The 24,783-nt window shown below is 45.6% G+C and carries 18 protein-coding genes; 15 read left to right on the top strand and 3 right to left on the bottom strand.

All coding sequences use genetic code 11. The features are described 5' to 3' along the window. Positions 1 to 45: 45 nt before the first annotated feature. Both ABR189_RS26120 and ABR189_RS26125 read right to left on the bottom strand, forming a co-directional pair. Positions 46 to 963, bottom strand: coding sequence for a 1-aminocyclopropane-1-carboxylate deaminase/D-cysteine desulfhydrase (locus ABR189_RS26120; protein WP_354663440.1), 918 nt, complete (start codon positions 961 to 963; stop codon positions 46 to 48). Between the two features lie 23 nt (positions 964 to 986). Continuing rightward, on the bottom strand, positions 987 to 2,333 hold the full coding sequence (locus tag ABR189_RS26125; protein ID WP_354663441.1) for an alpha-L-fucosidase: 1,347 nt from the start codon (positions 2,331 to 2,333) through the stop codon (positions 987 to 989). 127 nt (positions 2,334 to 2,460) lie between these two features. Between ABR189_RS26125 and ABR189_RS26130 the strand changes: the two genes are divergently transcribed. The 8 genes from ABR189_RS26130 (at position 2,461) to ilvA (ending at position 12,777) form a co-directional block, all read left to right on the top strand. Continuing rightward, positions 2,461 to 3,363, top strand: a complete 903-nt coding sequence (locus tag ABR189_RS26130; protein WP_354663442.1) for a sugar phosphate nucleotidyltransferase — start codon at positions 2,461 to 2,463, stop codon at positions 3,361 to 3,363. Further along, on the top strand, positions 3,354 to 4,433 hold the full coding sequence (locus ABR189_RS26135) for a phosphotransferase enzyme family protein (RefSeq protein ID WP_354663443.1): 1,080 nt from the start codon (positions 3,354 to 3,356) through the stop codon (positions 4,431 to 4,433). Before ABR189_RS26130 ends, ABR189_RS26135 begins: the two co-directional genes overlap by 10 nt. Positions 4,434 to 4,972: 539 nt before the next feature. Next, positions 4,973 to 5,875 (top strand): branched-chain amino acid transaminase, encoded by a 903-nt coding sequence (locus ABR189_RS26140; RefSeq protein ID WP_354663444.1) that lies wholly within the window; start codon positions 4,973 to 4,975, stop codon positions 5,873 to 5,875. Between the two features lie 315 nt (positions 5,876 to 6,190). After that, positions 6,191 to 7,870: a dihydroxy-acid dehydratase gene (gene ilvD / locus ABR189_RS26145; protein WP_354663445.1), complete on the top strand. Its 1,680-nt coding sequence runs from the start codon at positions 6,191 to 6,193 to the stop codon at positions 7,868 to 7,870. Next, the gene (gene ilvB, locus ABR189_RS26150; RefSeq protein ID WP_354663446.1) at positions 7,836 to 9,596 is read left to right on the top strand and encodes a biosynthetic-type acetolactate synthase large subunit; all 1,761 of its coding nucleotides are present in this window, start codon (positions 7,836 to 7,838) and stop codon (positions 9,594 to 9,596) included. Before ilvD ends, ilvB begins: the two co-directional genes overlap by 35 nt. A gap of 124 nt (positions 9,597 to 9,720) precedes the next feature. Continuing rightward, the gene (gene ilvN / locus ABR189_RS26155; RefSeq protein ID WP_354663447.1) at positions 9,721 to 10,266 is read left to right on the top strand and encodes an acetolactate synthase small subunit; all 546 of its coding nucleotides are present in this window, start codon (positions 9,721 to 9,723) and stop codon (positions 10,264 to 10,266) included. 109 nt (positions 10,267 to 10,375) lie between these two features. Continuing rightward, positions 10,376 to 11,419: a ketol-acid reductoisomerase gene (ilvC, locus tag ABR189_RS26160; RefSeq protein WP_354663448.1), complete on the top strand. Its 1,044-nt coding sequence runs from the start codon at positions 10,376 to 10,378 to the stop codon at positions 11,417 to 11,419. Positions 11,420 to 11,520: 101 nt separating this feature from the next. After that, entirely contained in the window at positions 11,521 to 12,777 is a 1,257-nt protein-coding gene (gene ilvA / locus ABR189_RS26165; RefSeq protein WP_354663449.1) for a threonine ammonia-lyase IlvA, read from the top strand. Between the two features lie 151 nt (positions 12,778 to 12,928). Here ilvA and ABR189_RS26170 read toward each other — a convergent pair whose 3' ends face one another. Beyond that, positions 12,929 to 13,975, bottom strand: a complete 1,047-nt coding sequence (locus tag ABR189_RS26170) for an NAD(P)-dependent alcohol dehydrogenase (RefSeq protein ID WP_354663450.1) — start codon at positions 13,973 to 13,975, stop codon at positions 12,929 to 12,931. 202 nt (positions 13,976 to 14,177) lie between these two features. Here ABR189_RS26170 and ABR189_RS26175 point away from each other — a divergent pair, with 202 nt between their 5' ends. The 7 genes from ABR189_RS26175 to xylA all read left to right on the top strand — a co-directional run bounded on the left by ABR189_RS26175 (position 14,178) and on the right by xylA (position 24,765). Further along, on the top strand, positions 14,178 to 14,777 hold the full coding sequence (locus ABR189_RS26175; RefSeq protein ID WP_354663451.1) for a short chain dehydrogenase: 600 nt from the start codon (positions 14,178 to 14,180) through the stop codon (positions 14,775 to 14,777). Positions 14,778 to 14,870: 93 nt separating this feature from the next. Then, complete coding sequence (locus tag ABR189_RS26180; RefSeq protein ID WP_354663452.1) at positions 14,871 to 16,001, top strand: NAD(P)/FAD-dependent oxidoreductase; 1,131 nt, start codon at positions 14,871 to 14,873, stop codon at positions 15,999 to 16,001. Positions 16,002 to 16,122: 121 nt separating this feature from the next. Then, positions 16,123 to 18,534: a glycoside hydrolase family 95 protein gene (locus ABR189_RS26185; protein WP_354663453.1), complete on the top strand. Its 2,412-nt coding sequence runs from the start codon at positions 16,123 to 16,125 to the stop codon at positions 18,532 to 18,534. A gap of 15 nt (positions 18,535 to 18,549) precedes the next feature. Continuing rightward, complete coding sequence (locus ABR189_RS26190) at positions 18,550 to 20,022, top strand: alpha-L-fucosidase (protein ID WP_354663454.1); 1,473 nt, start codon at positions 18,550 to 18,552, stop codon at positions 20,020 to 20,022. 187 nt (positions 20,023 to 20,209) lie between these two features. Beyond that, positions 20,210 to 21,883, top strand: coding sequence for a sodium/sugar symporter (locus ABR189_RS26195; RefSeq protein WP_354663455.1), 1,674 nt, complete (start codon positions 20,210 to 20,212; stop codon positions 21,881 to 21,883). A gap of 32 nt (positions 21,884 to 21,915) precedes the next feature. After that, positions 21,916 to 23,394: a xylulokinase gene (locus ABR189_RS26200; protein ID WP_354663456.1), complete on the top strand. Its 1,479-nt coding sequence runs from the start codon at positions 21,916 to 21,918 to the stop codon at positions 23,392 to 23,394. Between the two features lie 42 nt (positions 23,395 to 23,436). Next, positions 23,437 to 24,765, top strand: coding sequence for a xylose isomerase (xylA, locus tag ABR189_RS26205; protein WP_354663457.1), 1,329 nt, complete (start codon positions 23,437 to 23,439; stop codon positions 24,763 to 24,765). Positions 24,766 to 24,783 lie beyond the last annotated feature (18 nt).

Genomic DNA, 24,783 nt, shown 5'->3' on the forward strand with positions numbered 1-24,783 from the left:
GGTGGCAAAAATACAACTACCGGTTCAAATATAAGGAACGGCTTTTTAAAAGCATAAAACGTTGGAAGAAAGGGAAAGATTGCCTTGCAAGCCTCCGGAATGTATCAGCAGGATACGGCTGTTTGCCGGAAAATAGCCCTGCTGGACCAGTTCCCGGAATCCCCACATCATTTTTCCGGTATACACGATATCGAGCGGAATACTGGTTTCCCGGTAAAAAGTATTGATAAAATCTATTAGCGCCGGGGAAGTGCGGGCATATCCACCGCCATGCAAGTGATGTAGTAATTGCCAGGAGGGGGGAGTAGCTGATGCTGGTTGCGTTGCGGCTATCTGCAGGCGGGGTTTCAGCAGAGATGCCACTTCATCCGCGAGGTATTGGGCGCCTTTCAGTACTACGATACCTGATAATTGCTGGTGGGGAAGGGCGCTGTTGATAAGCCCTGCCAGGGTGGTGCCGGTACCCACTGCACAGATGATATGGGAAAATTCCTGCGTAGGTACCAGTGACAGGATTGCTTCACACCCCTGGGCGCCAGCAGCATTATGCCCGCCTTCCGGTATCAGGTAGGCATCAGGGAATTGTGTTGTCCAGGGAATGGCCTCTTTTTGCCGGTAAAGTTCCCGGGAAACAAATTCCAGCTGCATCCCCTGGGCCGCTGCCTGCAGCAGGGTATGGCTGGGAGTGGCCGTTGCTTCTCCCCGTATGATCCCTATAGATTGCAGGCCTGCCATTTTGCAGGCAGCTGCAGTAGCTGCAATATGATTGGAGTAAGCTCCTCCAAAAGTGAGGATGGTATGCTTACCAGCCGCCCGGGCAAGTGCCAGGTTATGCCTGAGCTTAAACCACTTGTTGCCGGATATGTCCGGATGCAGCAGGTCCAGACGCAACATGGCTGCCCGTAGTTGAGGTGGCAGCCATGTTGGTTGTATGTTTTCCAGCTTTATGTTTGAATAGTCCAATGACATTATGGTTAGGAATAAGCTTAATCTTCATTGGTTAAAAAGCCACCTTGCCCGCGATACAGCTTGATCCGTTTGTCCAGCTTCACTTCCAGTACCGTCATGTATTTATCCAACACGTTTTCAGGTACATCAATATAAACGAGTCCAGGTACAGCGCTCCACGAAATCTTGCCTACGATTTTGTGTTGCAGTTGGGTGCCATTGCCCAGTACAGTAATGCTTTCAATCTTATTCATCAGGCCTTTCAGCATTACCTGCCCGCTCATTCTTCCTGGCAGGAAAAGGTATAAGGTAGTTGAGTCTTTAGAGAGGGTGGTAGGGCCATAGAAATGCCCCATGGGAATACCTCCGATGGTTCCGAAGATCGCCGCACCATTTCTTTTGTTCCAGGCGCCCAGTCCTTTCAGTACATGTACTTGTTCTTCCGGGATGGTGCCATCTTCTTTAGGACCAATATCCAGCAGGAGGTTGCCTCCATTGCTGACTGCATCAGCAAAAATGGAAATGATCTCGTAAGGTGTTTTCCAGTTTTTGTCCTGTGGTTGGTATCCCCAGTTATTGTTGATGGTCATACACAGTTCCCACCAATGAAAATGGGGGCGGGTGATAGGAAAATTCTGTTCAGGGGTATCATAATCACCATATCCCTGCAGGCGGCCGTTTACGATGGTATTGGGATTATGGCTGATGAGCAGTTTTTTTATATCTGCTGCTTTCCACTCTTCGGCACTATGTTCCCAGTCGCCGTCAAACCACCACAGGTCCGGATTAAACTTATTGATCAGTTCTGTCAGCTGCCCATTATTGAATTGCAGAAAGCGTTGCCATTTTTCAGGATGTTGCTTCATATCATATCTGGCGCTGTCTTTCAGAAAGCCGGGATAATCGGGGTGGCTCCAGTCCAGCAATGAAAAGTAGGCCCCACATTTGATCCCGTCTTTACGCAATGCCGCATATAATGGGGTAAGTACGTCCCTTTTGGCAGGTGTAGCCTTAGCCACATTGAGTTTACTGTATTTGGTATCCCACAGTGCTACCCCATCATGGTGTTTGGTGGTCATTACAGCATATCTGGCACCGGATTCCTTGATCAGATCAGCCCATGCCTGCGGGTTGTAATGTGCGGCCGTAAACCCTTTCATCTGTTGCATGTAGTCCGCATAGGAAATTTTCCGGTTATGAAAAGACCAGGATTCATCCACCCCTTTTACAGCATAAATGCCCCAGTGAATAAAAATGCCCAGTTTAGCGTCTGCAAACCACTGCATTTTTTCTTTGATGTCTTCCGGGTTGGTTTTCTGTTGCGCTACAACAGTCGTGAAAAGCTGCATGGTAAGGACTCCCAGCACAAAAAATCGTTTCATCATCAGTTAAAATATGAGTTTAAAAAATCGTTTACCACAAAAAGAAAGCGTGAAAATAGTTTTAATCGAGTAAATTTAGCGCCGATATTTTTAGTTAAGGGATTGGAAATTAAAACCTAATATCAGAACAATGCAACCGACTTTATTGATTTTAGCAGCCGGAATGGCTAGTCGTTATGGTAGTTTAAAGCAAATACAACAGTTTGGCCCCAGTGGGGAAACCATTGTTGATTATTCTATTTATGATGCCATCCGCGCCGGTTTTGGCAAAATTGTGTTTATAATCCGGAAGGAGTTTGAAGCTGATTTCAGAGAGATTTTTGAACCTAAACTGAAAGGCCGTGTGGCTACCGACTATGTATACCAGGAAATGAGTGCCTTTGTAACCGGGCATGAAGTTCCTGCAGACAGAACCAAGCCATGGGGTACTGCACATGCGGTATTATGCGCTAAAAACGCTATCAATGAGCCTTTTGCGGTAATCAATGCAGATGATTTTTATGGCCGTGATTCTTTTGAAAAGATGGCGGCTTTCCTGAATAAAGACTGTAACCCAAAGACATTCAGTGTAGTAGGCTATCAATTGGACAAAACCATCAGTGATTTTGGTTCTGTTTCCCGTGGTGTTTGCGAAGTAGATGGTAATGGTAACCTGGCTTCTATCAATGAAAGGACCAAAATCGTCAAAGAAGGAGAGCAGATCATTTATGAAGATGGAGATGGTACCAAACACCCGTTGAAACCCAATACTTCCGTTTCAATGAACTTCTGGGGTTTTGATCCCTCCGTATTTGACCTGAGCGAAAAATTATTCCGTGAGTTCCTGGATAAAGGCATTAATCAGCCTAAATCAGAATTCTTCATTCCTATCGTGGTAGATGAGTTTATCCAGCGCGAGAAAGGCGTGGTAAAAGTATTACCTACCAGTGCACAATGGTTTGGTGTTACTTATAAAGAAGATGCCCCCGGTGTGCAGGCAAGCTTGTCTGCTTTGGTTAATAACGGAGAATACCCAGATAACTTATGGAAATAAAGCTGAATACGTCTATCCTGCAGGCCTTTGGATTGACGCCTGAGCAGGTAGAGATACACCGGTTCGGTTCCGGGCACATCAATAACACCTTCCTGGTAGAGAAAAAGCAGGATGGCAGTAAATACGTAATACAGAAGATCAATATCAACGTATTCAAAGAGCCGGAAGTAATAGCCTCCAATCAACGGTTGGCGGCCAATTACCTGGCAGCGCACTATCCGGATTACCTGTTCATTACACCTATTCCTACCACTGAAGGCAAGGAACTGTTTATAATGGATGGCGAATACTGGCGCATGATCCCCTTTATTGCCAATTCCGTAACAGTGGATGAAGCCAATAGCCCCAAGCAGGCATATGAAGCTGCCCGGGAGTTTGGAAAACTGGCTAAATACCTGGATGGTATCGATCTGAAACCTTTTAAAGCCTCTATACCCAACTTCCATAATCTTACCCTGCGCTACAGCGCCTTTCAGGATGCGATCCGTACAGCGCGGGAAGACAGGAAAGCGGCGGCAGAAGAAATGATCAATGAGTTCCTGCGGTATTCAGATATTGCGGTGACTTATGAAAAGCTGAAAACCAATGCTGATTTCAGAGATCGCCTGATGCATCATGATACCAAGATCAACAATGTATTGCTGGATAAAAGCACGTATTCCGGCATCTGTGTATGTGATCTGGATACTTTAATGCCTGGCAAGATCATTTCTGACTTGGGAGATATGGTACGTACTTATGTATGCCCGGTATCAGAAGAAGAAAAGGATTTCAGTCTGATCATGATCCGCGATGAATATTTCGAGGCGCTGATGAAAGGATACCTGGAAGAGGTAGGCAGCAGCTTGTCTCAGGTAGAAAAGGACCACCTGTTCTTTGCTGGTAAGTTTATGATCTATATGCAGGGAATCCGTTTCCTGGCAGATTATCTGAACGGCGATATTTATTATCCGATTAAATATGCAACACATAATTACGACCGTGCTAAAAACCAATTGGTATTACTGCAAAAGCTGATTGAAAAAGAAGCGCCATTGCAGGCTATCATTGACAAATGCCTGGTTGCGTAATGTAGCATAATGATAAAAATGATCTGGAAGGAGCTGGTATTTTATCAGCTCCTTCTTTTATTTTAGTAGCTGTGCATAACTGCATGATACCTGCAGTAAGGGGTAAACTGAGCAGGAGATGCAGTAAATGGGGTGGGCTGTTTTATAACAAAATTGCCATTGTCTTAGAAAATGTTCAGCTATTTAGATGTTATTTTAAATATTTTCAAAAAGCGAATCATTGTTTAATAAATGACGAAATATTGGGGAGGTTATTGTTTTTTATTTTTTTCACCAATACATTTGTATTCGTCAGTAAAAACGAACACCTCCCGTATGTGGATTAATAAAGACAATATAAAAGTAAATCACATCGTGCCCCAGTTGAACTGGGCTATTACGCTCGTCGTGATTGTCATTGTCATTATTAGCCACCAGCATGGAGGATAGGTAGACGTGTATATAATCACTGAAAATATGGATCGCCTTCCTCCGCAAAGAGGAAGGCGATTTTTTTTTGAATACATCATAACAACCGGAAGCTTAATAATTTCTAATCTATGTATAGTTACTACAACGAGAACACCATTATCTATCTTGATGGTGAATTTCTCAAAGCCGCATCGGCCCAGAAAGACCTGTATGGTCAGTCATTGCATTATGGTTACGCTGTTTTTGAAGGGTTAAGAGCTTACAAAACGGCTAAGGGAGAGGTAAAGATATTCAAGGCCAAGGAACACTTTGACCGTTTGAAGCGTTCCTGCGAACTGATCCATATTCCTTATCCTTTCAATAATGAAGAACTGATCGCAGCTACTTACAAGATGCTGGAGATGAATGGTATGGAAGAAGGATATATCCGGCCGCTGGTTTTCTGTCCGCCGAATATGACCCTGAAAGCGGCTACAGAATCCAACATCATGATATGTGCGTGGGAGTGGGGTGCTTATCTGGGAGAAAAACTGCTGCGGGTAGCCACCTCTTCTTACCAACGTCCAAATCCGAAAGCGTTTAAGATAGAATCAAAATCGGCGGGACTGTACGTAAATTCTATCCTGGCATCGCAGGAAGCAAAACAAAAAGGATACGATGAAGCATTATTGCTGGATATGAATGGTAATGTAGCAGAAGGCCCGGGTGCTAATATCTTCTTTGAAAAAGACGGAAAAATCTTCACTCCTCCTCCCGGACACATCCTCCCCGGTATTACCCGCGCCACCGTTATTGAACTTTGCCACGAACTGGGCATTCCTCTGGAAGAAAAATTCTTTACTATCGACGAGTTGAAGCAGGCAGAAAGCGTATTCTATTGCGGTACTGCAGCAGAAGTAGTGGGCTGGGATTCACTCGATGGTCAGGGTTTCAGCAAGCCATGGGCTTCTTCCCTGGGTAAAGTGCTGCAACAGGCTTATCAGGCCAGGGTATTGGAAACAGAATTCAAGCGCGAAGCGCAATTGGCATAATAATCAAACACACCAAAGCATAAAGCAAAAAGCTTAACGCTGAATGCAGCACCTTAAGCAAGCAATCACCTGAACAGGCTTTTTGCTTTATTCTTTCAGCTTCCGGGCTGTTTTTTCACTTGGGAGTTGTAAAACCGTTATCACGATATCGGGTACCAGTAAAGGATAGCGGCGAAAATCACCAATTTGAATACCGTTTATTTGAAAATTGTAGGTTTGAATAACACCCCTGTACCGGGTATTTTGCACACTACTTTTAAATTGGAAATAGCTTGCCCTGCTTCAAAACAGGGTTAATCAGAAATTCATAAAGCAATGGAATTAAACAAATACAGCAAAACTATCACCCAGGATCCTACGCAGCCAGCTGCACAGGCAATGCTGTACGGGATCGGGTTAACTGAGGAAGATCTGAAGAAAGGGCAGGTGGGTATTGTAAGCATGGGTTATGACGGCAATACCTGTAATATGCACCTGAACGATCTGGCATTGGACGTAAAGAAAGGGGTGTGGGCAAATGACCTGGTAGGACTTATTTTTCATACTATAGGCGTTAGCGATGGTATCAGCAATGGTACCGATGGTATGCGTTATTCGTTGGTTAGCCGTGATTTGATTGCTGATTCTATTGAAACAGTATGTGGTGCACAGTACTATGACGCTTTGATCACCGTACCGGGATGCGACAAAAACATGCCGGGATCATTGATGGCGATGGGACGTTTGAACCGTCCGTCTATCATGGTATACGGTGGCTCTATTGCTCCTGGTAAATACAAGGGACAGGACCTGAATATCATCTCTGCCTTTGAAGCACTGGGCCAGAAAATAGCTGGTCAGCTGGAAGAAGGAGATTTTAAAGGTATCATCCAGAATTCCTGCCCAGGTGCAGGTGCCTGTGGTGGTATGTATACTGCTAATACCATGTCTTCAGGTATTGAAGCATTAGGTATGAGCCTGCCTTATAGCTCTTCTAATCCGGCTATAGGCAAAGAAAAACAGGAAGAGTGCCTGGCAGCGGGTAAGTATATCCGTTTGCTGATGGAAAGGGATTTGAAACCGCGTGATATCATGACCCGTGAAGCATTTGAAAATGCGATCACCGTAATTATGGCCCTGGGTGGAAGTACCAATGCGGTATTACACTTTATTGCCATTGCAAAATCAGTAGGTATACAGCTTTCGCTGAAAGATTTCCAGGATGTAAGTGATAAAACACCATTGATTGCAGATCTGAAGCCAAGTGGTAAATACCTGATGGAAGACCTGCACCACATTGGCGGTGTGCCGTTAGTGATGAAATACCTGTTAAAACAGGGACGCCTGCACGGACATTGTATCACCGTAACCGGCAAAACAATAGCAGAGAACCTGGAAAGTGTTCCTGACATTGACTTTACAACACAGAACATTATTGTGCCGCTGGAAAAACCTTTAAAGGAAACCGGGCACATTCAGATATTATTTGGTAACCTGGCCGAACAGGGCTCAGTTGCTAAGATTACAGGTAAAGAAGGATTGAGGTTTAAAGGACCGGCGAGGGTATTTGATGGTGAATTTGAATTGATCGCAGGTATTCAGTCGGGCCGGGTAAAATCCGGTGATGTCGTCGTCATCCGCCAGGTAGGCCCTAAAGGTGCTCCCGGTATGCCTGAAATGCTGAAACCTACTTCTGCTATCATGGGTGTAGGACTTGGCAAAAGCGTAGCGTTGATCACCGACGGCCGTTTTTCCGGTGGTACGCATGGTTTTGTGGTAGGGCATATTACGCCGGAAGCCTTTGAAGGCGGCACCATAGCATTAGTAAAAGACAATGACATTATAGAAATAGATGCAGAGAAGAACCTGATCAATGTGGAGGTAAGTGCGGAAGAACTGGCAGCCCGTAAGGCGCAGTGGAAAAAACCGGCACTGAAGGCATCAAACGGAGTATTATTCAAATACGCAAAACTTGTAAAAAATGCAACAGAAGGATGTGTTACCGATGAAGACTGAGAAGTCTGATAAGCGGGTGTCCTCACAGATATCCGCCCCCGAAACTATTACCGGTGCTGAAGCCGTAATCCGCTCTCTGGTAGAAGAAGGTGTGGAAACTATTTTTGGCTATCCCGGAGGCGCTATTATGCCCATTTATGATGCACTGTACGATTTTCAGGATGTGGTACATCATATATTGGTCCGTCATGAGCAAGGGGCTACACATGCTGCACAAGGATATGCACGTAGTTCCGGCAAAGTAGGAGTAGTATTTGCTACTTCCGGTCCGGGAGCCACCAACCTGGTAACCGGCCTGGCAGACGCTTATATGGACAGCACGCCCATGGTATGTATTACCGGGCAGGTAGCTTCCGTATTACTGGGTACAGATGCTTTCCAGGAAACAGATGTAATTGGCATCACCATGCCTATTACCAAATGGAATATACAGGTAACCCGCCCGGAAGATATTCCCGGCGCTATTGCCAAGGCTTTTTACATCGCCCGCAATGGCCGCCCCGGTCCGGTACTGGTAGATATTACAAAGAACGCCCAGTTTGGTAAACTGGATTTTCAATACAAACAATGTGAATACATCCGCAGCTACCAGCCTTTGCCAGCATTGAATGAGGCAGCTATTGATGCAGCGGCAGTATTGATCAACAGCGCTAAAAAACCGTTCATCCTCTGCGGTCACGGAGTATTGTTATCCGGTGCGGAAAAGGAACTGATTGCACTGGCAGAAAAAGCAGAAATCCCAGTAGCATCTACGCTGTTAGGGCTTTCCGCTGTGCCGGTAGATCACCCGCTTTATGCTGGTTTCCTGGGGATGCACGGTAACTATGGCCCGAATATTCTGACCAACGAATGTGATGTGTTGATTGCCGTAGGGATGCGGTTTGATGACCGTATCACCGGCGACGTAAGTCAGTATGCCCGTCAGGCTAAAGTGATCCACATCGAGATTGATGCGGCAGAGATCAACAAGATCGTTAAAGCAGATGTGGCCGTACACGCGGATGCCAAACCAGCCTTGCAGGCGTTGCTGGAAAAGGTAGAAAAGAAGGAAAATAAAGAGTGGATAGCTGAATTCCGGGTAGCAGATAAAGAAGAGTATGAGAAAGTGCAGAAGAATGAACTGTTTCCGGAAGAAGGCGGCCTGAAAATGGCGGAAGTGATCCGCATGATCTCCGACAGAACAAAAGGAGAAGCGGTACTGGTAACGGATGTAGGCCAGCATCAGATGATCGCTTCCCGTTACTACCGGTTTAAAAACCCGAATACCAATATCACCTCCGGTGGTATGGGTACCATGGGCTTTGCGCTGCCGGCAGCGATGGGGGCTAAGATGGGGACACCGGAAAAAGAAGTGGTTGCGATCATCGGAGATGGTTGTTTTCAGATGACGCTTCAGGAACTGGGCACTATCTATCAGTCTAAAATAGGGGTGAAAATAGTGATCCTGAACAATAACTTCCTGGGGATGGTACGCCAGTGGCAGCAACTGTTTTTCGACAGGCGCTATTCTTCCACTGAAATGACCAATCCGGATTTTGTACAGATAGCCAAAGGATTTTTTATACCCGGTAAAAAGGTGACCGATCGTTCAGAAATAGTGGCTGCTATTGATGAAATGATTGCACATGAGGGAGCGTATTTGCTGGAAGTAGTGGTGGAAAAGGAGGATAATGTATTCCCGATGGTACCGGCAGGAGCTCCTATTTCTGCTATCAGACTTGAGTAGTACGGTTGATTCTTCCGCTTTTTGAAAAAAAAGCGTACCAAGATAGAAGTCAACTATTAGAGCAAACACCTCTCCGGCCCTCTCCTTAGCGAGAGGGCAAGTGAGGAACCTGAACTTAACTTTTATGCAAAAAGAATATACAGTAACGGTGTACACGGAAGATCGTATAGGGATCACCAACCGTATCACCATTATCTTTACCCGCAGGCATATCAATATCACCAGTCTTACCACGGCGGAAACTGAAATCCCTGGCGTGTATAAGTTCATCATCACGGTATTATCAGACCGGGAAAAACTGGATAAGGTAATTGGCCAGATAGAGAAACTGATAGAAATTCATCGTGCTTTTGTACATGAAGAAGAAGAGGTGGTATACCAGGAGCTGGCATTATACAAGATCTCTACAAAATCATTGCACAATGGCAACATTGAGCAGCTGATCCGCGATAACCAGGCACGCATCTTAACCATTACTGCCGACTACTTTGTGATCGAGAAAACCGGTCACCAGCAGGAGTTGATAGCAATGCTGAAGAAACTGGAACCGTACGGATTAATAGAATATTCCAAAAGCGGACGGGTAGCCATTGTAAAATGGAGCCGCCGTTTCCATGATCACCTGAAGGATTTAGCCCAGGTAGAAACGGACAATTTGAAAGCTAGCTAGCTGCACATGCCGTGAGCTACGAACCACGGGCTTTTAGCTCGAAGCTCACAGCTCATGGCTCACAGCTCTTTTTAACATTATTAAACATTAAACAAACAACTATCAGAACATGGCAACCATCAATTTTGGCGGGGTACTGGAAGACGTAGTAACCAGAGAAGAATTCCCAATGGAAAAAGCACGGGAAGTACTTAAAAATGAAGTGATAGCAGTAATCGGTTATGGCGTACAAGGCCCTGGTCAGGCACTGAACCTTAAAGACAATGGCTTTAACGTAATTATCGGACAAAGAAAAGGTAAAACCTGGGATAAAGCAGTAGCTGATGGCTGGGTACCTGGTGAAACTTTGTTTGAAATTGAAGAAGCTACCCAAAAAGGTACTATTATTCAGTTCTTACTGTCTGATGCAGGACAAATTGCCCTGTGGCCTACCTTAAAGCAAAACCTGAGCGCAGGTAAAGCTTTGTATTTCTCCCATGGTTTTGGTGTTACTTACAAAGAACAAACTGGCATCATTCCTCCTGCTGATGTAGATGTGATCCTGGTAGCTCCTAAAGGCTCCGGTACTTCTCTGCGCAGATTATTCCTGGCAGGTCAGGGGTTGAACTCCAGCTTCGCTATATTCCAGGATGCTACCGGCCGTGCCCGTGAGCGTGCTATCGCACTGGGTATCGGTGTAGGTTCCGGTTACCTGTTTGAAACAGATTTCAAAAAAGAAGTATTCTCTGACCTTACCGGTGAGCGTGGTACTTTGATGGGTTGTATCCAGGGTATCTTTGCTGCTCAGTACGAAACCCTGCGCAAAAACGGTCACTCTCCTTCAGAAGCATTCAATGAAACTGTTGAAGAACTGACACAATCCCTGATGCCATTGGTAGCAGAAAATGGTATGGACTGGATGTATGCTAACTGTTCTACTACTGCTCAGCGTGGTGCGCTGGACTGGTGGAAGAAATTTAAAGAAGCTACACAGCCTGTATTTGAAGAATTATACGCCAGCGTTGCAGCAGGTAAAGAAGCTGCCCGTTCTATCGCTTCCAACAGCACCACAGACTATCGTGAAAAGCTGGATGAAGAGCTGAAAGAACTGCGCGAAAGCGAAATGTGGCAGGCAGGCGCTGCTGTGCGCAAGTTAAGGCCAAACAACGCATAATCTGTAATTACAGGTAGTCAGTTACGAATGCGGAGCGGTCCGGTATGATTCGTACAGCGCCGTTGCTCGTAATTGATTACCTGTAATTCAAAAATATTTTCATGCACCAAACATTAACAAGCATTAACCCGCTGAATATCCTCGATGCAGCGGTAAAGCTCAAGCCGGTAATAACCCGTACCCCACTCTCTTATAGTGCCACTTTATCCAGACGTTATCATTGTGATGTATATCTGAAAAGAGAGGATATGCAGATTGTACGCTCCTATAAGCTCAGGGGTGCTTATAATCTGATCAGCAGCCTGCCTGCTTCACAACTTGCCAAAGGTGTTACCTGTGCCAGCGCTGGTAACCATGCGCAGGGTTTTGCCTATGCCTGCAAGGCATTAGGTATTAAAGGAGTGGTTTTTATGCCCATTATCACGCCCAAACAAAAGGTGAACCAGGTGAGCATGTTCGGTGGGGATAATATTGAAATACGCCTGATAGGGGATACGTTTGATGATTGTGCTGCCGTTGCCCAGGCTTTTACGGCTTCGGAAGGCATGACATTTATTCCGCCATTTGACGACGCTAAAATTATTGAAGGGCAGGGGACCGTGGCAGTGGAAATACTGGAAGACCAGACCGCGATAGATTTTGTATTTGTACCGGTAGGTGGCGGCGGCCTGGCCGCAGGCTTAGGTACCTATTTTAAAACATACAGCCCTAAAACAACGCTCATCGGGGTAGAGCCGGAAGGTGCGCCTTCTATGCTGCGGGCCCTCGAAAATGGTGCTCCGGTTGCATTAGATGAAATTGAACGATTCGTAGACGGGGCAGCTGTAAAAAAAGTAGGTGCACTCAACTTTGAAATTTGTAAAGGTGTGCTGGATAAAATGCACCTGGTGCCGGAAGGCAAGGTGTGCTCCACTATCCTGAAATTATATAATGAAGATGCCATCGTGGTAGAACCCGCAGGGGCATTGTCAATCGCAGCACTGGATGATTTTGCGGAAGAGATCAAAGGCAAAAAGGTAGTGTGTGTGATCAGCGGCGGAAACAATGATATTGACCGTATGCAGGAGATAAAGGAACGCTCACTGCTATACGAAGGCCTTAAACATTACTTCATTGTGCGTTTTGCACAAAGACCGGGAGCGCTGAAAGAATTTGTAAATCAGATCTTAGGCCCTACGGACGATATCACCCGATTTGAATTTATCCAGAAACACAATAAAGAAACCGGTCCGGCATTAGTAGGCGTAGAGTTGAAAAACCGCGAAGATTATGATGTACTGATCGCTAATTTCCGTAAATATAATTTCCCTTATACCGAGCTGAATAAGGATGATAACCTGTTTGGGTATCTGGTATAAAGAGCTATTAACTATTAGCTATTAGCCTTTAGCTGTTAGCTTTTAGCATTAGTAATGCCAGCCAACCGCTAAAGGCTAATAAATGAGTAATTCGCTCTTTTCATCCGCTGCATTAGGCTAACAGCTAACAGCTAAAGGCTAACAGCTATTACTAAAAGCTCTTTTTAGTGTCTATCACAAAACGATAACGCACATCTCCTTTCAGCATTCTTTCATATGCGGTGTTAATATCTTTGATATCTATTACTTCCACATCTGAAGTGATGTTATGTTCCGCGCAATAGTCCAGCATTTCCTGAGTTTCCCTGATGCCGCCAATCAATGAGCCTGCAATGCTCCTGCGTTGTCCTATCAGGTTAAAGGCAGGTACGGTAGAGGCTTCGGGAGGTACTCCCAGGCATATCATTACGCCGTTGGTATTAAGCAGGTTGAGATATACATTGTAATCATGCGGTGCAGAAACGGTGTTGACGATGAAGTCAAATTTGTTGCGGAGTCCTTTCAGCACTTCCTTATCAGAGGTTAGCGCAAAGTGATGCGCACCAAGGCGGCGGGCATCCGCTTCTTTGGAAGGAGAGGTGCTGAGCATTGTTACTTCTGCACCAAAAGAAGCTGCCAGCTTAACCGCCATATGACCCAGTCCGCCCAGACCAAGGATACCTACTTTGTGTCCTTTACCCACTTTCCAGTGACGCAAGGGAGAGTAAGTGGTAATACCTGCGCATAACAAGGGTGCTACCCCTTCCAGTGGCAGATTGGGGGAAATCTTAAGCGTATATTTTTCATCCGTTACTATTTGGGTGGAATATCCGCCATAGGTGGGTGTTTTCCGGTCCATCTCCAGTCCGTTATAAGTGCCGGCACCTCCCGTTTCGCAATACTGTTCCTCTCCAGCTACACAGTTCGGGCAAACCCGGCAGGAGTCTACAAAACAACCGATGCCCGCGAGGTCACCCACTTTGAATTTTTTAACCTGCTCACCTACTTTTACTATTTTTCCCACTATTTCGTGTCCGGGTACCATCGGATACATGGAATTTCCCCACTCATTACGCACCTGGTGTATATCAGAATGGCATACTCCGCAGTAAAGGATCTCAATTTGTACATCGTGTGCACCTACCTCTCTTCTCTCCAGGTTCCATGGCCCCAGGGGGGTGGTAGCATCTTGTGCCGCATATGCTTTTGTTGCAATCATGATAATAACATTTTATGCAAGTTACAACACCCAAACGAAATGAAAGTTTACCCCGGTAGAAAGGATTGTCTTAAAAGTTTACTGTTTTTTGTATAAATTATACAACAATGCACCTGTGGCGGGGAGACCTTTATGCCCCCGGTAGCTGGTCAGTAATAACCCTGCGGAACTTAATAATTTAATCATTTCAAAAAAGGAACACATGAAGATCATTATAGTAGGCGCCACTGGTACTATTGGTAAAGTTGTAGCCGCGGAACTAGGCAAAAGACATGAAATTATAGGGGTGAGTGCACATAACAGCCCCGTAAAAGTGGATATTACTTCGGCTGCTTCAATTGCAGCGATGTTTAAAGCTGTAGGCCCCTTTGATGCTTTAGTAAGCGCCAGCGGAGGCGGTTACTGGGGAAGTTTTGAGAAGATGACGGAGGAGGATTTTTACCTGGGGATCAAAAGTAAGATGATGGGGCAGATTAACCTGGTGCTGGAAGGCAGGAAATATATCCGTCCTAATGGTTCTTTTACCCTTACTACCGGTATCCTGGCAGAAGATCCTGTAAAAGATTCGTGCAACCTGGCCGTAGTAAATGCGGCTGTAAATGCTTTTGCAGTGTCTGCTGCGATGGAGTTGGGTAATGGTGTTCGCATTAATGCGGTAAGTCCCGGAGTAGTAGAAGATTCCCGCGAAAAGTTTGGACCCATCTTTCCGGGGCATGTGCCGGTGAGCATGGAAAGGGTAGTGGCTGGTTTTGTAAAAAGTGTGGAAGGGATGGTGACCGGACAGGTGATAAAAGTTTATTAACGGCAGGTAGGTATTAGCTGCATGTTAACTTCAGGAAAGCAGGATGCCTGCCGGCCGCTTTTTCATAATTTATTGTTCAAATAAAGGAGTTGTATGCTAAGTTACTGGGAAAAGCAAAGTTTACTGGAGTATGATCATATCATATTAGGTAGTGGTATTGTAGGGCTATCCACAGCGATCAGCATAAAGGAAAAAAGCCCCGGTGCGAGGGTGCTGGTACTGGAAAGGGAAATATTGCCTACCGGTGCCAGCACAAAAAATGCAGGCTTTGCCTGTATAGGCAGTCTTACAGAAATATTATCCGACCTCAAAACAATGCCTGCTGCTGAAGTGCTTGCGCTGCTGGCATTACGGCAAAAGGGACTGCGTATGCTGCGTCAGCGGATAGGGGATCATAATATGGAATACCAGGAAAAGGGTAGCTATGAGCTGATAGGAACAGCACAACTACCTGCCCTGGAGCAGCTGGACCTGGTAAATGAGCTGTTGTATCCCGTGCTGGGAGGGAAAGCGTATACCATGGCCAGTGAAAAAATAGCGGCATTTGGTTTTAATACTGCCTACACCCAGGCATTGGTACAGAATAATTACGAAGGGGAGCTGCATACCGGCAAAATGATGCGTACCCTCATTGATATCGCTATTGATAAGGGGGTGGAAATTAAAACCGGCTGTACCGTTAGCCATATTGAAGAGTTACAGACAGGCGTTAACGTTGTAGTGCCTGTTGGTATGCTTCAGGAGGAAGTTGTTTTTACCTGCCATCATCTCGCAGTTTGTACCAATGCCTTTACTCAAAAGCTACTGCCGGAGCTGGATATTGCCCCGGGACGTGGACAGGTACTTCTTACTGAACCTGTCAGAGGGTTACCATTTACAGGTGTTTTTCATATGGATGAAGGGTATTATTATTTCCGGGAATTAGAGGGGCGGGTATTGTTTGGAGGGGGGCGTAACCTGGACTTTTCCGGAGAAACGACTACCACTTTTGAATTTAACTATCTTATTCAGCAGGAGCTTGAAGAAAAGCTGCGCACCATCATTTTACCGCATCATCCTTTTAAAATAGCCGACCGCTGGGTAGGGATCATGGCCTTTGGTGCTACCCGGGAGCCAATTATCCGGCAGCATTCCCGCAATATTTACCTGGGCGTCCGGATGGGCGGAATGGGAGTGGCAATTGGCACTGCCGTAGGAGCACAGCTGGCCGGTATGATGGCATAATCCGGAAAACCTTTTATTTGATTGGTACCTGACTGATATTTTCTCTTTTCCTGATAGATAATTACCCCTGGCTTGTAATAGCTATTACCGATCGCTATATTTAGTCAATTATTCTTCAGTTATGAAAATCAGCTACAGTTACTGTACCCTGTTTATATTACTGTTTGCACAGCCTTTGCTGGCACAGGAGTTTACTCCGCTGAAACTATGGTATACCCAGCCGGCCAAAGACTGGCGGGAAGCGCTGCCGGTAGGCAATGGCCGTTTAGGTGCTATGGTATACAGCCATCCCGAAAAAGAAATTATCCAGATCAATGAAGAGAGTGTATGGGCGGGTGTGAAATTCAATGATGCCAATCCTAATTCATTGAAAGTGCTGGACTCAGTCAGGCAATTGCTGTTTGCAGATAAGAATGAAGCCGCTTCCGAGCTGGCAGCGCCTAATATGCTTGCTGTAGATGGGGAGAACTCCACCCGCATAGCCCGTAGTTTCCGCTCTTATCAGACATTAATGAACCTGAACATCTTACCCGGAGGCAGCGGTTATACAGATTACCGCAGGGAGCTGGACCTGAATACAGGTATTGTAACCAGCCAGTACAAGGTGGATGGCATCCAATACCGGCAGGAGGTGTTTGCTACTGCTCCGGGTAATATCCTGGCCGTTAGAATCACCAGTAGTAAACCAGGTGCCCTGCATGCTACTTTATTCCTTAACAGGCCTGATCCCAGAATGGCTGCCATGCTTTATACGGATTGCAGTACCAGGGTATGGGAGGGGAATAAATTGTTGTTATCCGGGCAGATCGATGATAAAAATGATCAGGAAGATAAAGGACCGGAAGGAAAGCACATGAAATTTGCGGGTGCCGTGTTGGTAAAACCGGAAGGTGGCCGCCTCACAGCAAAAGGAGATAGCCTGGTAGTGCAACATGCCAATGCCCTGGTGTTATATATTGACGGGGCTACGAACTATGATTTTGCGCACCTGTCTATTGCCAATCATATTGATCCGGTGAATAAGCTGAAAGTAAGTATGCAGCAACATGCATCCAAGAGCTATGCACAGCTGAAGGCTGCACATATTGCTGATCATAGCAGTTATATGAAGCGGGTTAATTTTCAGCTCTCAGGTAATGAGGCAACAAAGGAAGACCTCCCTACGGATGTACGCCTGAATGCGGTAAAGAAGGGCGCCTATGATCCTTACCTGACTACTTTACTTTTTCAATATGGCAGATATCTGTTGCTCGGCAGCTCCCGCAAACCGGGACTGCTGCCAGCCAATTTGCAGGGTATCTGGAGCAATCATATAGAAGCACCCTGGCAGGCCGACTTCCATACTAATATTAACCTGCAAATGAACTACTGGCAGGCGGAAGTGGCCAACCTGCCGGAAACCACCACGCCATTGTTTGCATTCATGGACAATATCCGGGAACAGGGCCGTATTACTGCCAGGAAAATGTATGGCGCCCGTGGATGGGTAATGCACCACGCTACAGATGCATTTGGTAAAACCGGCCTGCAAAATGCAATGTATTACGGTACTTTTCCAATGGCCACGGCATGGATGTGTTTACATTTCTGGGAGCATTATGCATTTACGGGCAACCAACAATTTCTTGAAAAAGAAGCATATCCTGTGATGAAGGAGCACGCCTTGTTTATCAAGGACTTTTTAATAAAAAGTCCGGAAGGTTATCTGGTCACTTCTCCAGCCTATTCTCCTGAAAACTCCTTCAAACATCCCGTTACAGGAAAAGGGGAATCACTCACCTATGGTCCTACTATGGATAACCAGATTATCAGGGAATTTTTGAAACAGTATATAGCAGCAGCCCACCTGTTAAACAAGGATCAGCAGTTTGCAGACAGTATGCAAGCCATCATGAATCAGTTGCCACCTACCCGCCTGGGTAGGGATGGCCGTATTATGGAGTGGATCAAAGCATATGAGGAACCTGAACCGGGGCATCGTCATATGTCGCATCTGTTTGGCCTGCATCCTGGCACACAAATCAATGAAACCACACCTGAGCTGTTGGCCGGTGCACGTAAAACGCTGGAATACCGCTTGTCACATGGTGGAGGGCATACTGGCTGGAGCCGTGCCTGGATCATTAATTTTTATGCCAGACTAAGGGATGGGGAAAAGGTGTTTGAAAATGTACAGGCATTATTTGCCAAATCCATTTACAGTAATTTATTTGATGATCATCCTCCTTTTCAGATTGATGGCAACTTCGGTAGTGGAGCAGGCATTGCAGAGGCACTGCTGCAAAGCCAGGAGGAGGATCTTGATTTGTTACCGGCATTGCCCGCCGCCTGGAGTGAAGGAAATATTACCGGTCTTAAAGCCCGGGGTGGGTTTACGGTAGCTATGACATGGAAAGCACATCAGCTGGTGGAGGCCAGGATCACTTCTCAGACAGGGCAGGCTATCAAAGTAAGGTATCAGGATAAAGTAACTACCATACAACCGGCTAAAGGGGCTACGGTAACACTGAATGCAAGTTTGAACAATAAATAAACAATGAACAATACCATGCGATGTCTTAAGTTTTTACTCTTGTTATTGATGCCATTCAGTCTGATGGCACAAACCAAAAAGTACCAGCCTACGTGGGAATCAATCGACAGCAGGCCTGTACCTGGCTGGTTTGAGAACGGAAAGTTTGGCATTTTTATTCACTGGGGGATGTATTCTGTACCTGCATGGGCGCCTAAAGGCGTATATGCGGAATGGTATCAGCATTGGCTGCAGTCTAAATCCCTGTTCGGGAAAGGTAAGTTTACCGGCACAGAAGTAGCCGATTACCATAAGAAAATGTTTGGCGAAAACTTTTCCTACTATCAGTTTGCCGATCAGTTCAAGGCTGAAAGTTTTGAACCGGATGCCTGGGCCGACCTGTTTAAAAAGTCGGGTGCCAGGTATGTAGTGCTTACCTCCAAACATCACGAAGGATTTGCACTCTGGCCCAGCAAAGAAGCGAGCAAAGCATTTGGCCGCCCATGGAATGCCATGGATGCCGGCGCCAAACGTGATCTGCTGGGAGACCTGACCACAGCGGTTAAAAAAACAGGTCTTAAAATGGGATACTATTATTCTCTCTATGAATGGTATAATCCCTTGTATAAGCAAGATGTGAACAGTTATGTGGACAATCACATGATGCCGCAGCTGAAAGAACTGGTCAACAATTACAAACCGGATATTATCTGGCCTGATGGAGAATGGGATCAAACCGATACCACCTGGAAATCCAGGGAGTTTTTATCCTGGCTGTATAATGATTCACCAGTAAAAGACAGCATCGTGGTAAATGACCGCTGGGGAAAAAAGGCAAGGCATAAACACGGTGGTTACTATACCACCGAGTATGAAGCAGGCGCTACTTTCAACAAGCCCTGGGAAGAATGCCGGGGTATTGGGTATTCCTTCGGCTATAACAGGAATGAAGATATCAGTGACTATAACTCACCACAAACCCTGGTGCTGATGCTTACTGATATTGTGAGCAATGGTGGTAACCTGTTGCTGGACATCGGGCCGGATGCTCATGGTAAAATACCCCCTATTATGCAGGAAAGATTGCTGCAGGTAGGTAAATGGCTGGACGTAAACGGAGAAGCCATTTATGATACCCGCAAATGGAAACAGGCGGTGCAATGGTCCGCTGGCGACAGGAATTGGAAACCCAAAGGCGGTGGCTATGTAGGAGGGGATTTTATTCTGAAACAAACGGTAGATCCGGATCCGGGTTTTGCTGTAAAGGAAATCTTCTTTACCTCAAAAGGCAAGGATGTATATGCTATCGTACCACGTATGCCGGAGGGCAAGCTGGTGATAAAAAATGTAACACCTGCCACCGGTACTACTGTTACCATGCTGGGTATTAACAAGCCCCTGAAATGGAAACAACTGAAAGATGGGATAGAAGTGGCTGTTCCCAAACTGTCTGTTAATGAGGTGCCCTGCGAGTATGCATATACCTTTAAATTAACGAACGTTAAATAAAATATTCAATTGACTGGTATTCATCGGCTAGCTCAAAAACCTGAATTTTCATACATAGCAACCGCAGTGGTAGCTGCGGTTGTTTTATTAAATGTATTTTGTACGTTTTTTATTATTGTAAATTGTACATTTAAAAATTAGTTTACTATCTTGATCTGTTATTTTTTATAACCACGTATGAATTTTTATGGAAAAGAGCTTACACTTATTTGATTACGCTGTCTTTTTGATATACTTCTTTATAGTAGCCGGATATGGTTATTATATCTATCAGAAAAAGAAAAAATCCAGTACAGACACCAAAGACTTTTTTCTGGCAGAAGGCTCTCTTACCTGGTGGGCTATCGGTGCTTCCCTCATTGCTTCCAATATCTCTGCTGAGCAGTTTATAGGGATGTCTGGTTCTGGCTTTGCGATGGGGCTGGCTATTTCCACTTATGAGTGGATGGCAGCAGCTACTTTGCTGGTGGTGGCGATCTTTTTCCTGCCTATTTACCTTAAAAACAAGATTTATACCATGCCGCAGTTCCTGGAACAGCGGTATAACCAAACGGTAAGCACGATTATGGCAGTATTCTGGTTACTGCTGTATGTAGTCGTGAACCTGACGTCTATTCTGTATCTGGGCGCACTGGCTATTAATACGATTTCAGGTATTAACTTTTACGTGTGTATGTCGTTGCTGGCCTTGTTTGCCATATTCATTACGCTGGGTGGTATGAAGGTAATCGGTTATACGGATGTGATACAGGTATTTTTCCTGATACTGGGGGGCCTGGCCACTACATATCTGGCACTTACCCTGGTAGCAGAACACTTCGGCCAAACCGGGGTGATCAACGGTTTTAAGCTGATGACGGAGCATTCACAGGACCATTTCCATATGATCTTAAAAAAGGATGATCCGCATTACCTGGATTTACCAGGATTATCCATCCTGGTAGGGGGGATGTGGATTGTAAACCTGAACTATTGGGGATGTAATCAGTACATCACACAAAGGGCGTTGGGAGCCGATCTGAAAACAGCGAGAAACGGATTACTGTTTGCCGGATTCCTGAAGATGCTGATGCCGCTGATTGTAGTATTACCAGGTATTGCTGCATTTGTATTACACCAGCAGGGAATGTTCCAGACAGAAATGGTAAAGGGAGGAGAACTGAACCCTGATAATGCCTATCCCGTATTGTTAAACCTGCTGCCGGTAGGATTAAAGGGGCTGGCCTTTGCAGCCTTGACAGCCGCAGTAGTTGCCTCGCTGGCCGGGAAGGCGAACAGTATCGCCACAATTTTTTCTCTGGATGTTTATAAGAAGATATTTAATAAGGACGCCGATGAAAAGCAGGTAGTAAAAATGGGCCGTACCGTAGTGATCGTTTCCCTGTTGATCGCTATAGCGCTTTCCAACTTCCTGGGGATTGATAAAAAGGGTGGTTTCCAGTTTATACAGGAATATACCGGCTTTGTATCTCCGGGTGTCTTTGCCATGTTTATACTAGGTTTTTTCTGGAAAAGAACGAACTCCAGCGCTGCTTTATTTAGTATGATTGTTGGGTTTGTTTTGTCCATCCTGCTGAAATTTATTCCTATGTGGGTAGACTTGTCCGGCCTTTACAGTATTGGCTTTGCCGTACCTAATGCTGCCGGGGTATATGAAATTCCTTTTATAGACAGGATGGGAATTGTATTTGTAATCTGTGTAGTGGGAATGGTGATTATTTCCCTGGCAGATCCAAATAGTAAAAACAATCCTAAGGGCCTGGAGATAGATGCGTCTATGTTTAAAACATCTACGCCGTTTACAATAGGCGCCTTAATTATTTGTGGATTACTGGCCGCACTGTATACTGTTTTCTGGTAAATGGGCGGATAACAATTTTTAAATAGCATTGCATGTATTTTATTGGGTATGATATAGGTTCTTCCGCTGTGAAAGCAGCTTTGCTGGATGCAGATACGGGCAAATGTGTGGCCGCTGCGGTGAGTCCCGCACGGGAAATGGCCATACAGGTACCACATGCCAACTGGGCAGAGCAGGATCCGGAAAGCTGGTGGCAGGAGGTAATCAACGCTACCAACCTGCTCCGGCAGCAATATACCTTTGATCCCATGAAGGTGAAAGGTATTGGTATTGCCTATCAGATGCATGGGCTGGTATGTGTGGATAAAAACCAGCAGGTATTAAGACCATCTATTATCTGGTGCGACAGCCGGGCTGTGGAAACCGGTAATCAGGCATTTACTGCGCTGGGAGAAAAATACTGTCTGCAGCACCTGCTGAACTCACCCGGCAATTTTACAGCTTCTAAGTTACGTTGGGTACAGGAAAATGAACCGGAAGTGTATGCCCGTATCCATAAGATCATGTTGCCGGGCGATTTTATTGCCATGCGCCTTACCGGTGATGCCTGTACTACCATATCGGGATTGTCTGAAGGTGTTTTCTGGGATTTTAGTACCCAAAGCATTTCGGCAGCCCTGCTGGAGCATTACAAAATTGATCCGTCACTATTGGCAGATATCGTTCCCACCTTTGGGTTACAGGGTACATTGTGTACTGCAGCTGCTACGGTACTGGGATTAGCAGTGGGTACCCCGGTTACTTACCGTGCAGGCGATCAGCCCAATAATGCTTTTTCGCTCAATGTATTACAGCCTGGAGAAGCTGCTACCACAGCCGGTACTTCAGGGGTGGTGTATGCGGTACATGATCAGCATGCCTTTGATGACCGCAGCAGGGTGAATGCTTTTGTGCATGTTAATAACACTTCGGAGCATATCCGTAATGGAGTATTAATGTGCCTGAACGGCACCGGTATCCTGAATACCTGGCTGAAAAACATAGCTGGTAATATCAGTTATGATGAGATGAATGTCATTGCCTCCCAGGCGCCTGTGGGTGCTGGTGGACTTCAGGTATTCCCGTTTGGGAATGGTGCGGAACGTATTCTTGAAAATAAGAATATAGGCGCTACAGTTAGCAACCTGAATTTTAATGTGCATGGCAAAGCGCATCTGTTGCGTGCTGGGCAGGAAGGAATTGTATTTGCACTGGCTTATGGGGTAGATATCATGGCCGGGATGCAATTGAATATACACCGGGTTAGAGCTGGTCATGCCAATATGTTCCTGAGCCCTTTATTCCAGGAAGCGTTTGCCAATACGATGGATGTGGTGATTGAACTGTATAATACAGATGGTGCGCAGGGAGCAGCCCGTGCAGCCGGTGTAGGAGCAGGGCATTATGAGCTGGCAGATGCCTTCCGGGGTATGGAATGTATTGCTACCATTCAACCGGAACCCAAAAAGAAAGCGCTGTATCAGGATGCTTATGGAGCATGGCTGACAGCACTGGCTCAAAAAATTAACTAATTTATCTTATCTGCTTACCGCAGGAATTAAAAATGCAATGTTATGAGTATTACATTAGGTAACCAGGAGTATTTTAAAGGTATTGGCAAAATCAAATATGAAGGCCCTCAGTCAGATAATCCGCTGGCATACAAATGGTATGATGAGAACAGACTGATTGGTGGTAAATCAATGAAAGAATTATTCCGTTTTGCGGTGTCTTACTGGCATACGTTCTGTGGCACAGGGGGAGATCCTTTTGGGCCTGGCACCAAAGCATTTCCCTGGCTGGCGGCCAATGATGCTGTACAAAGCGGTAAGGATAAAATGGATGCTGCCTTTGAATTTATTACCAAACTGGGTGTGCCTTACTATTGTTTTCATGATATCGACCTGATAGATGAAGGCGCCTCTTTGCGTGAATATGAAAGCAGGATGCAGCAGATAGTGGATTATGCAAAACAAAAGCAGGCAGCCAGCGGGGTAAAACTGTTGTGGGGTACTGCTAATGTATTCAGTAATCCGCGTTATATGAACGGAGCAGCTACCAACCCAGATTTTTCGGTATTAGCTTATGCCGGTACGCAGGTAAAAAATTCACTGGATGCTACAATCGCATTAGGAGGCGAGAACTATGTATTCTGGGGTGGCCGGGAAGGATACATGACCCTGCTGAATACCAATATGAAAAGAGAGCTGGATCACCTGGGCCGCTTTTTGGGTGTAGCACGTGATTATGCCCGTAAACAAGGATTTAAGGGCACCTTTTTTATTGAGCCTAAACCTTGTGAGCCTACCAAGCACCAATATGATTATGACAGCGCTACGGTAATCGGCTTTTTGCGTCAGTATGGTCTGGATAAAGACTTTAAACTAAATATAGAAGTAAACCACGCTACCCTGGCGGGGCATACCTTCCAGCATGAACTGCAGATCGCGGCAGACAATGGTATGCTGGGAAGTATTGATGCTAACCGGGGTGATTATCAGAATGGCTGGGATACAGACCAGTTCCCCATGAACCTCAATGACCTGATCGAAAGTATGCTGGTGATCCTGGAAGCAGGTGGATTTAGCGGGGGAGGGGTAAACTTTGATGCTAAAACACGCCGTAATTCTACTGATCTGGAAGATATTTTTCATGCACATATCGGTGGGATTGATACGTTTGCCCGTGCGGCTATTGTGGCGGAAAAGGTACTGCAACAATCCGCTTACAAGCAATTCCGGAAGGACAGGTATGCCTCTTACGACAGTGGCAAAGGAAAAGAATTTGAAGAAGGGAAACTGACCCTGGAAGACCTGCGTGACTTCGCCATCGCCAATGGGGAACCCAAACAGATAAGTGGTAAGCAGGAGTGGCTGGAAAATATTATTAACCAGTATATTTAACAACGATACGTTCTTATA

The sequence above is a fragment of the Chitinophaga sp. H8 genome, from assembly GCF_040567655.1.
Taxonomy (GTDB): domain Bacteria; phylum Bacteroidota; class Bacteroidia; order Chitinophagales; family Chitinophagaceae; genus Chitinophaga; species Chitinophaga defluvii.

Coding starts and splice junctions, on each gene's coding strand:
- ABR189_RS26125 (WP_354663441.1), bottom strand. CDS start 2,333: ATGATGAAACGATTTTTTGTGCTGGGAGTCCTTACCATGCAGCTTTTC.
- ABR189_RS26130 (WP_354663442.1), top strand. CDS start 2,461: ATGCAACCGACTTTATTGATTTTAGCAGCCGGAATGGCTAGTCGTTAT.
- ABR189_RS26135 (WP_354663443.1), top strand. CDS start 3,354: ATGGAAATAAAGCTGAATACGTCTATCCTGCAGGCCTTTGGATTGACG.
- ABR189_RS26140 (WP_354663444.1), top strand. CDS start 4,973: ATGTATAGTTACTACAACGAGAACACCATTATCTATCTTGATGGTGAA.
- ilvD (WP_354663445.1), top strand. CDS start 6,191: ATGGAATTAAACAAATACAGCAAAACTATCACCCAGGATCCTACGCAG.
- ilvB (WP_354663446.1), top strand. CDS start 7,836: ATGCAACAGAAGGATGTGTTACCGATGAAGACTGAGAAGTCTGATAAG.
- ilvN (WP_354663447.1), top strand. CDS start 9,721: ATGCAAAAAGAATATACAGTAACGGTGTACACGGAAGATCGTATAGGG.
- ilvC (WP_354663448.1), top strand. CDS start 10,376: ATGGCAACCATCAATTTTGGCGGGGTACTGGAAGACGTAGTAACCAGA.
- ilvA (WP_354663449.1), top strand. CDS start 11,521: ATGCACCAAACATTAACAAGCATTAACCCGCTGAATATCCTCGATGCA.
- ABR189_RS26170 (WP_354663450.1), bottom strand. CDS start 13,975: ATGATTGCAACAAAAGCATATGCGGCACAAGATGCTACCACCCCCCTG.
- ABR189_RS26175 (WP_354663451.1), top strand. CDS start 14,178: ATGAAGATCATTATAGTAGGCGCCACTGGTACTATTGGTAAAGTTGTA.
- ABR189_RS26180 (WP_354663452.1), top strand. CDS start 14,871: ATGCTAAGTTACTGGGAAAAGCAAAGTTTACTGGAGTATGATCATATC.
- ABR189_RS26185 (WP_354663453.1), top strand. CDS start 16,123: ATGAAAATCAGCTACAGTTACTGTACCCTGTTTATATTACTGTTTGCA.
- ABR189_RS26190 (WP_354663454.1), top strand. CDS start 18,550: ATGCGATGTCTTAAGTTTTTACTCTTGTTATTGATGCCATTCAGTCTG.
- ABR189_RS26195 (WP_354663455.1), top strand. CDS start 20,210: ATGGAAAAGAGCTTACACTTATTTGATTACGCTGTCTTTTTGATATAC.
- ABR189_RS26200 (WP_354663456.1), top strand. CDS start 21,916: ATGTATTTTATTGGGTATGATATAGGTTCTTCCGCTGTGAAAGCAGCT.
- xylA (WP_354663457.1), top strand. CDS start 23,437: ATGAGTATTACATTAGGTAACCAGGAGTATTTTAAAGGTATTGGCAAA.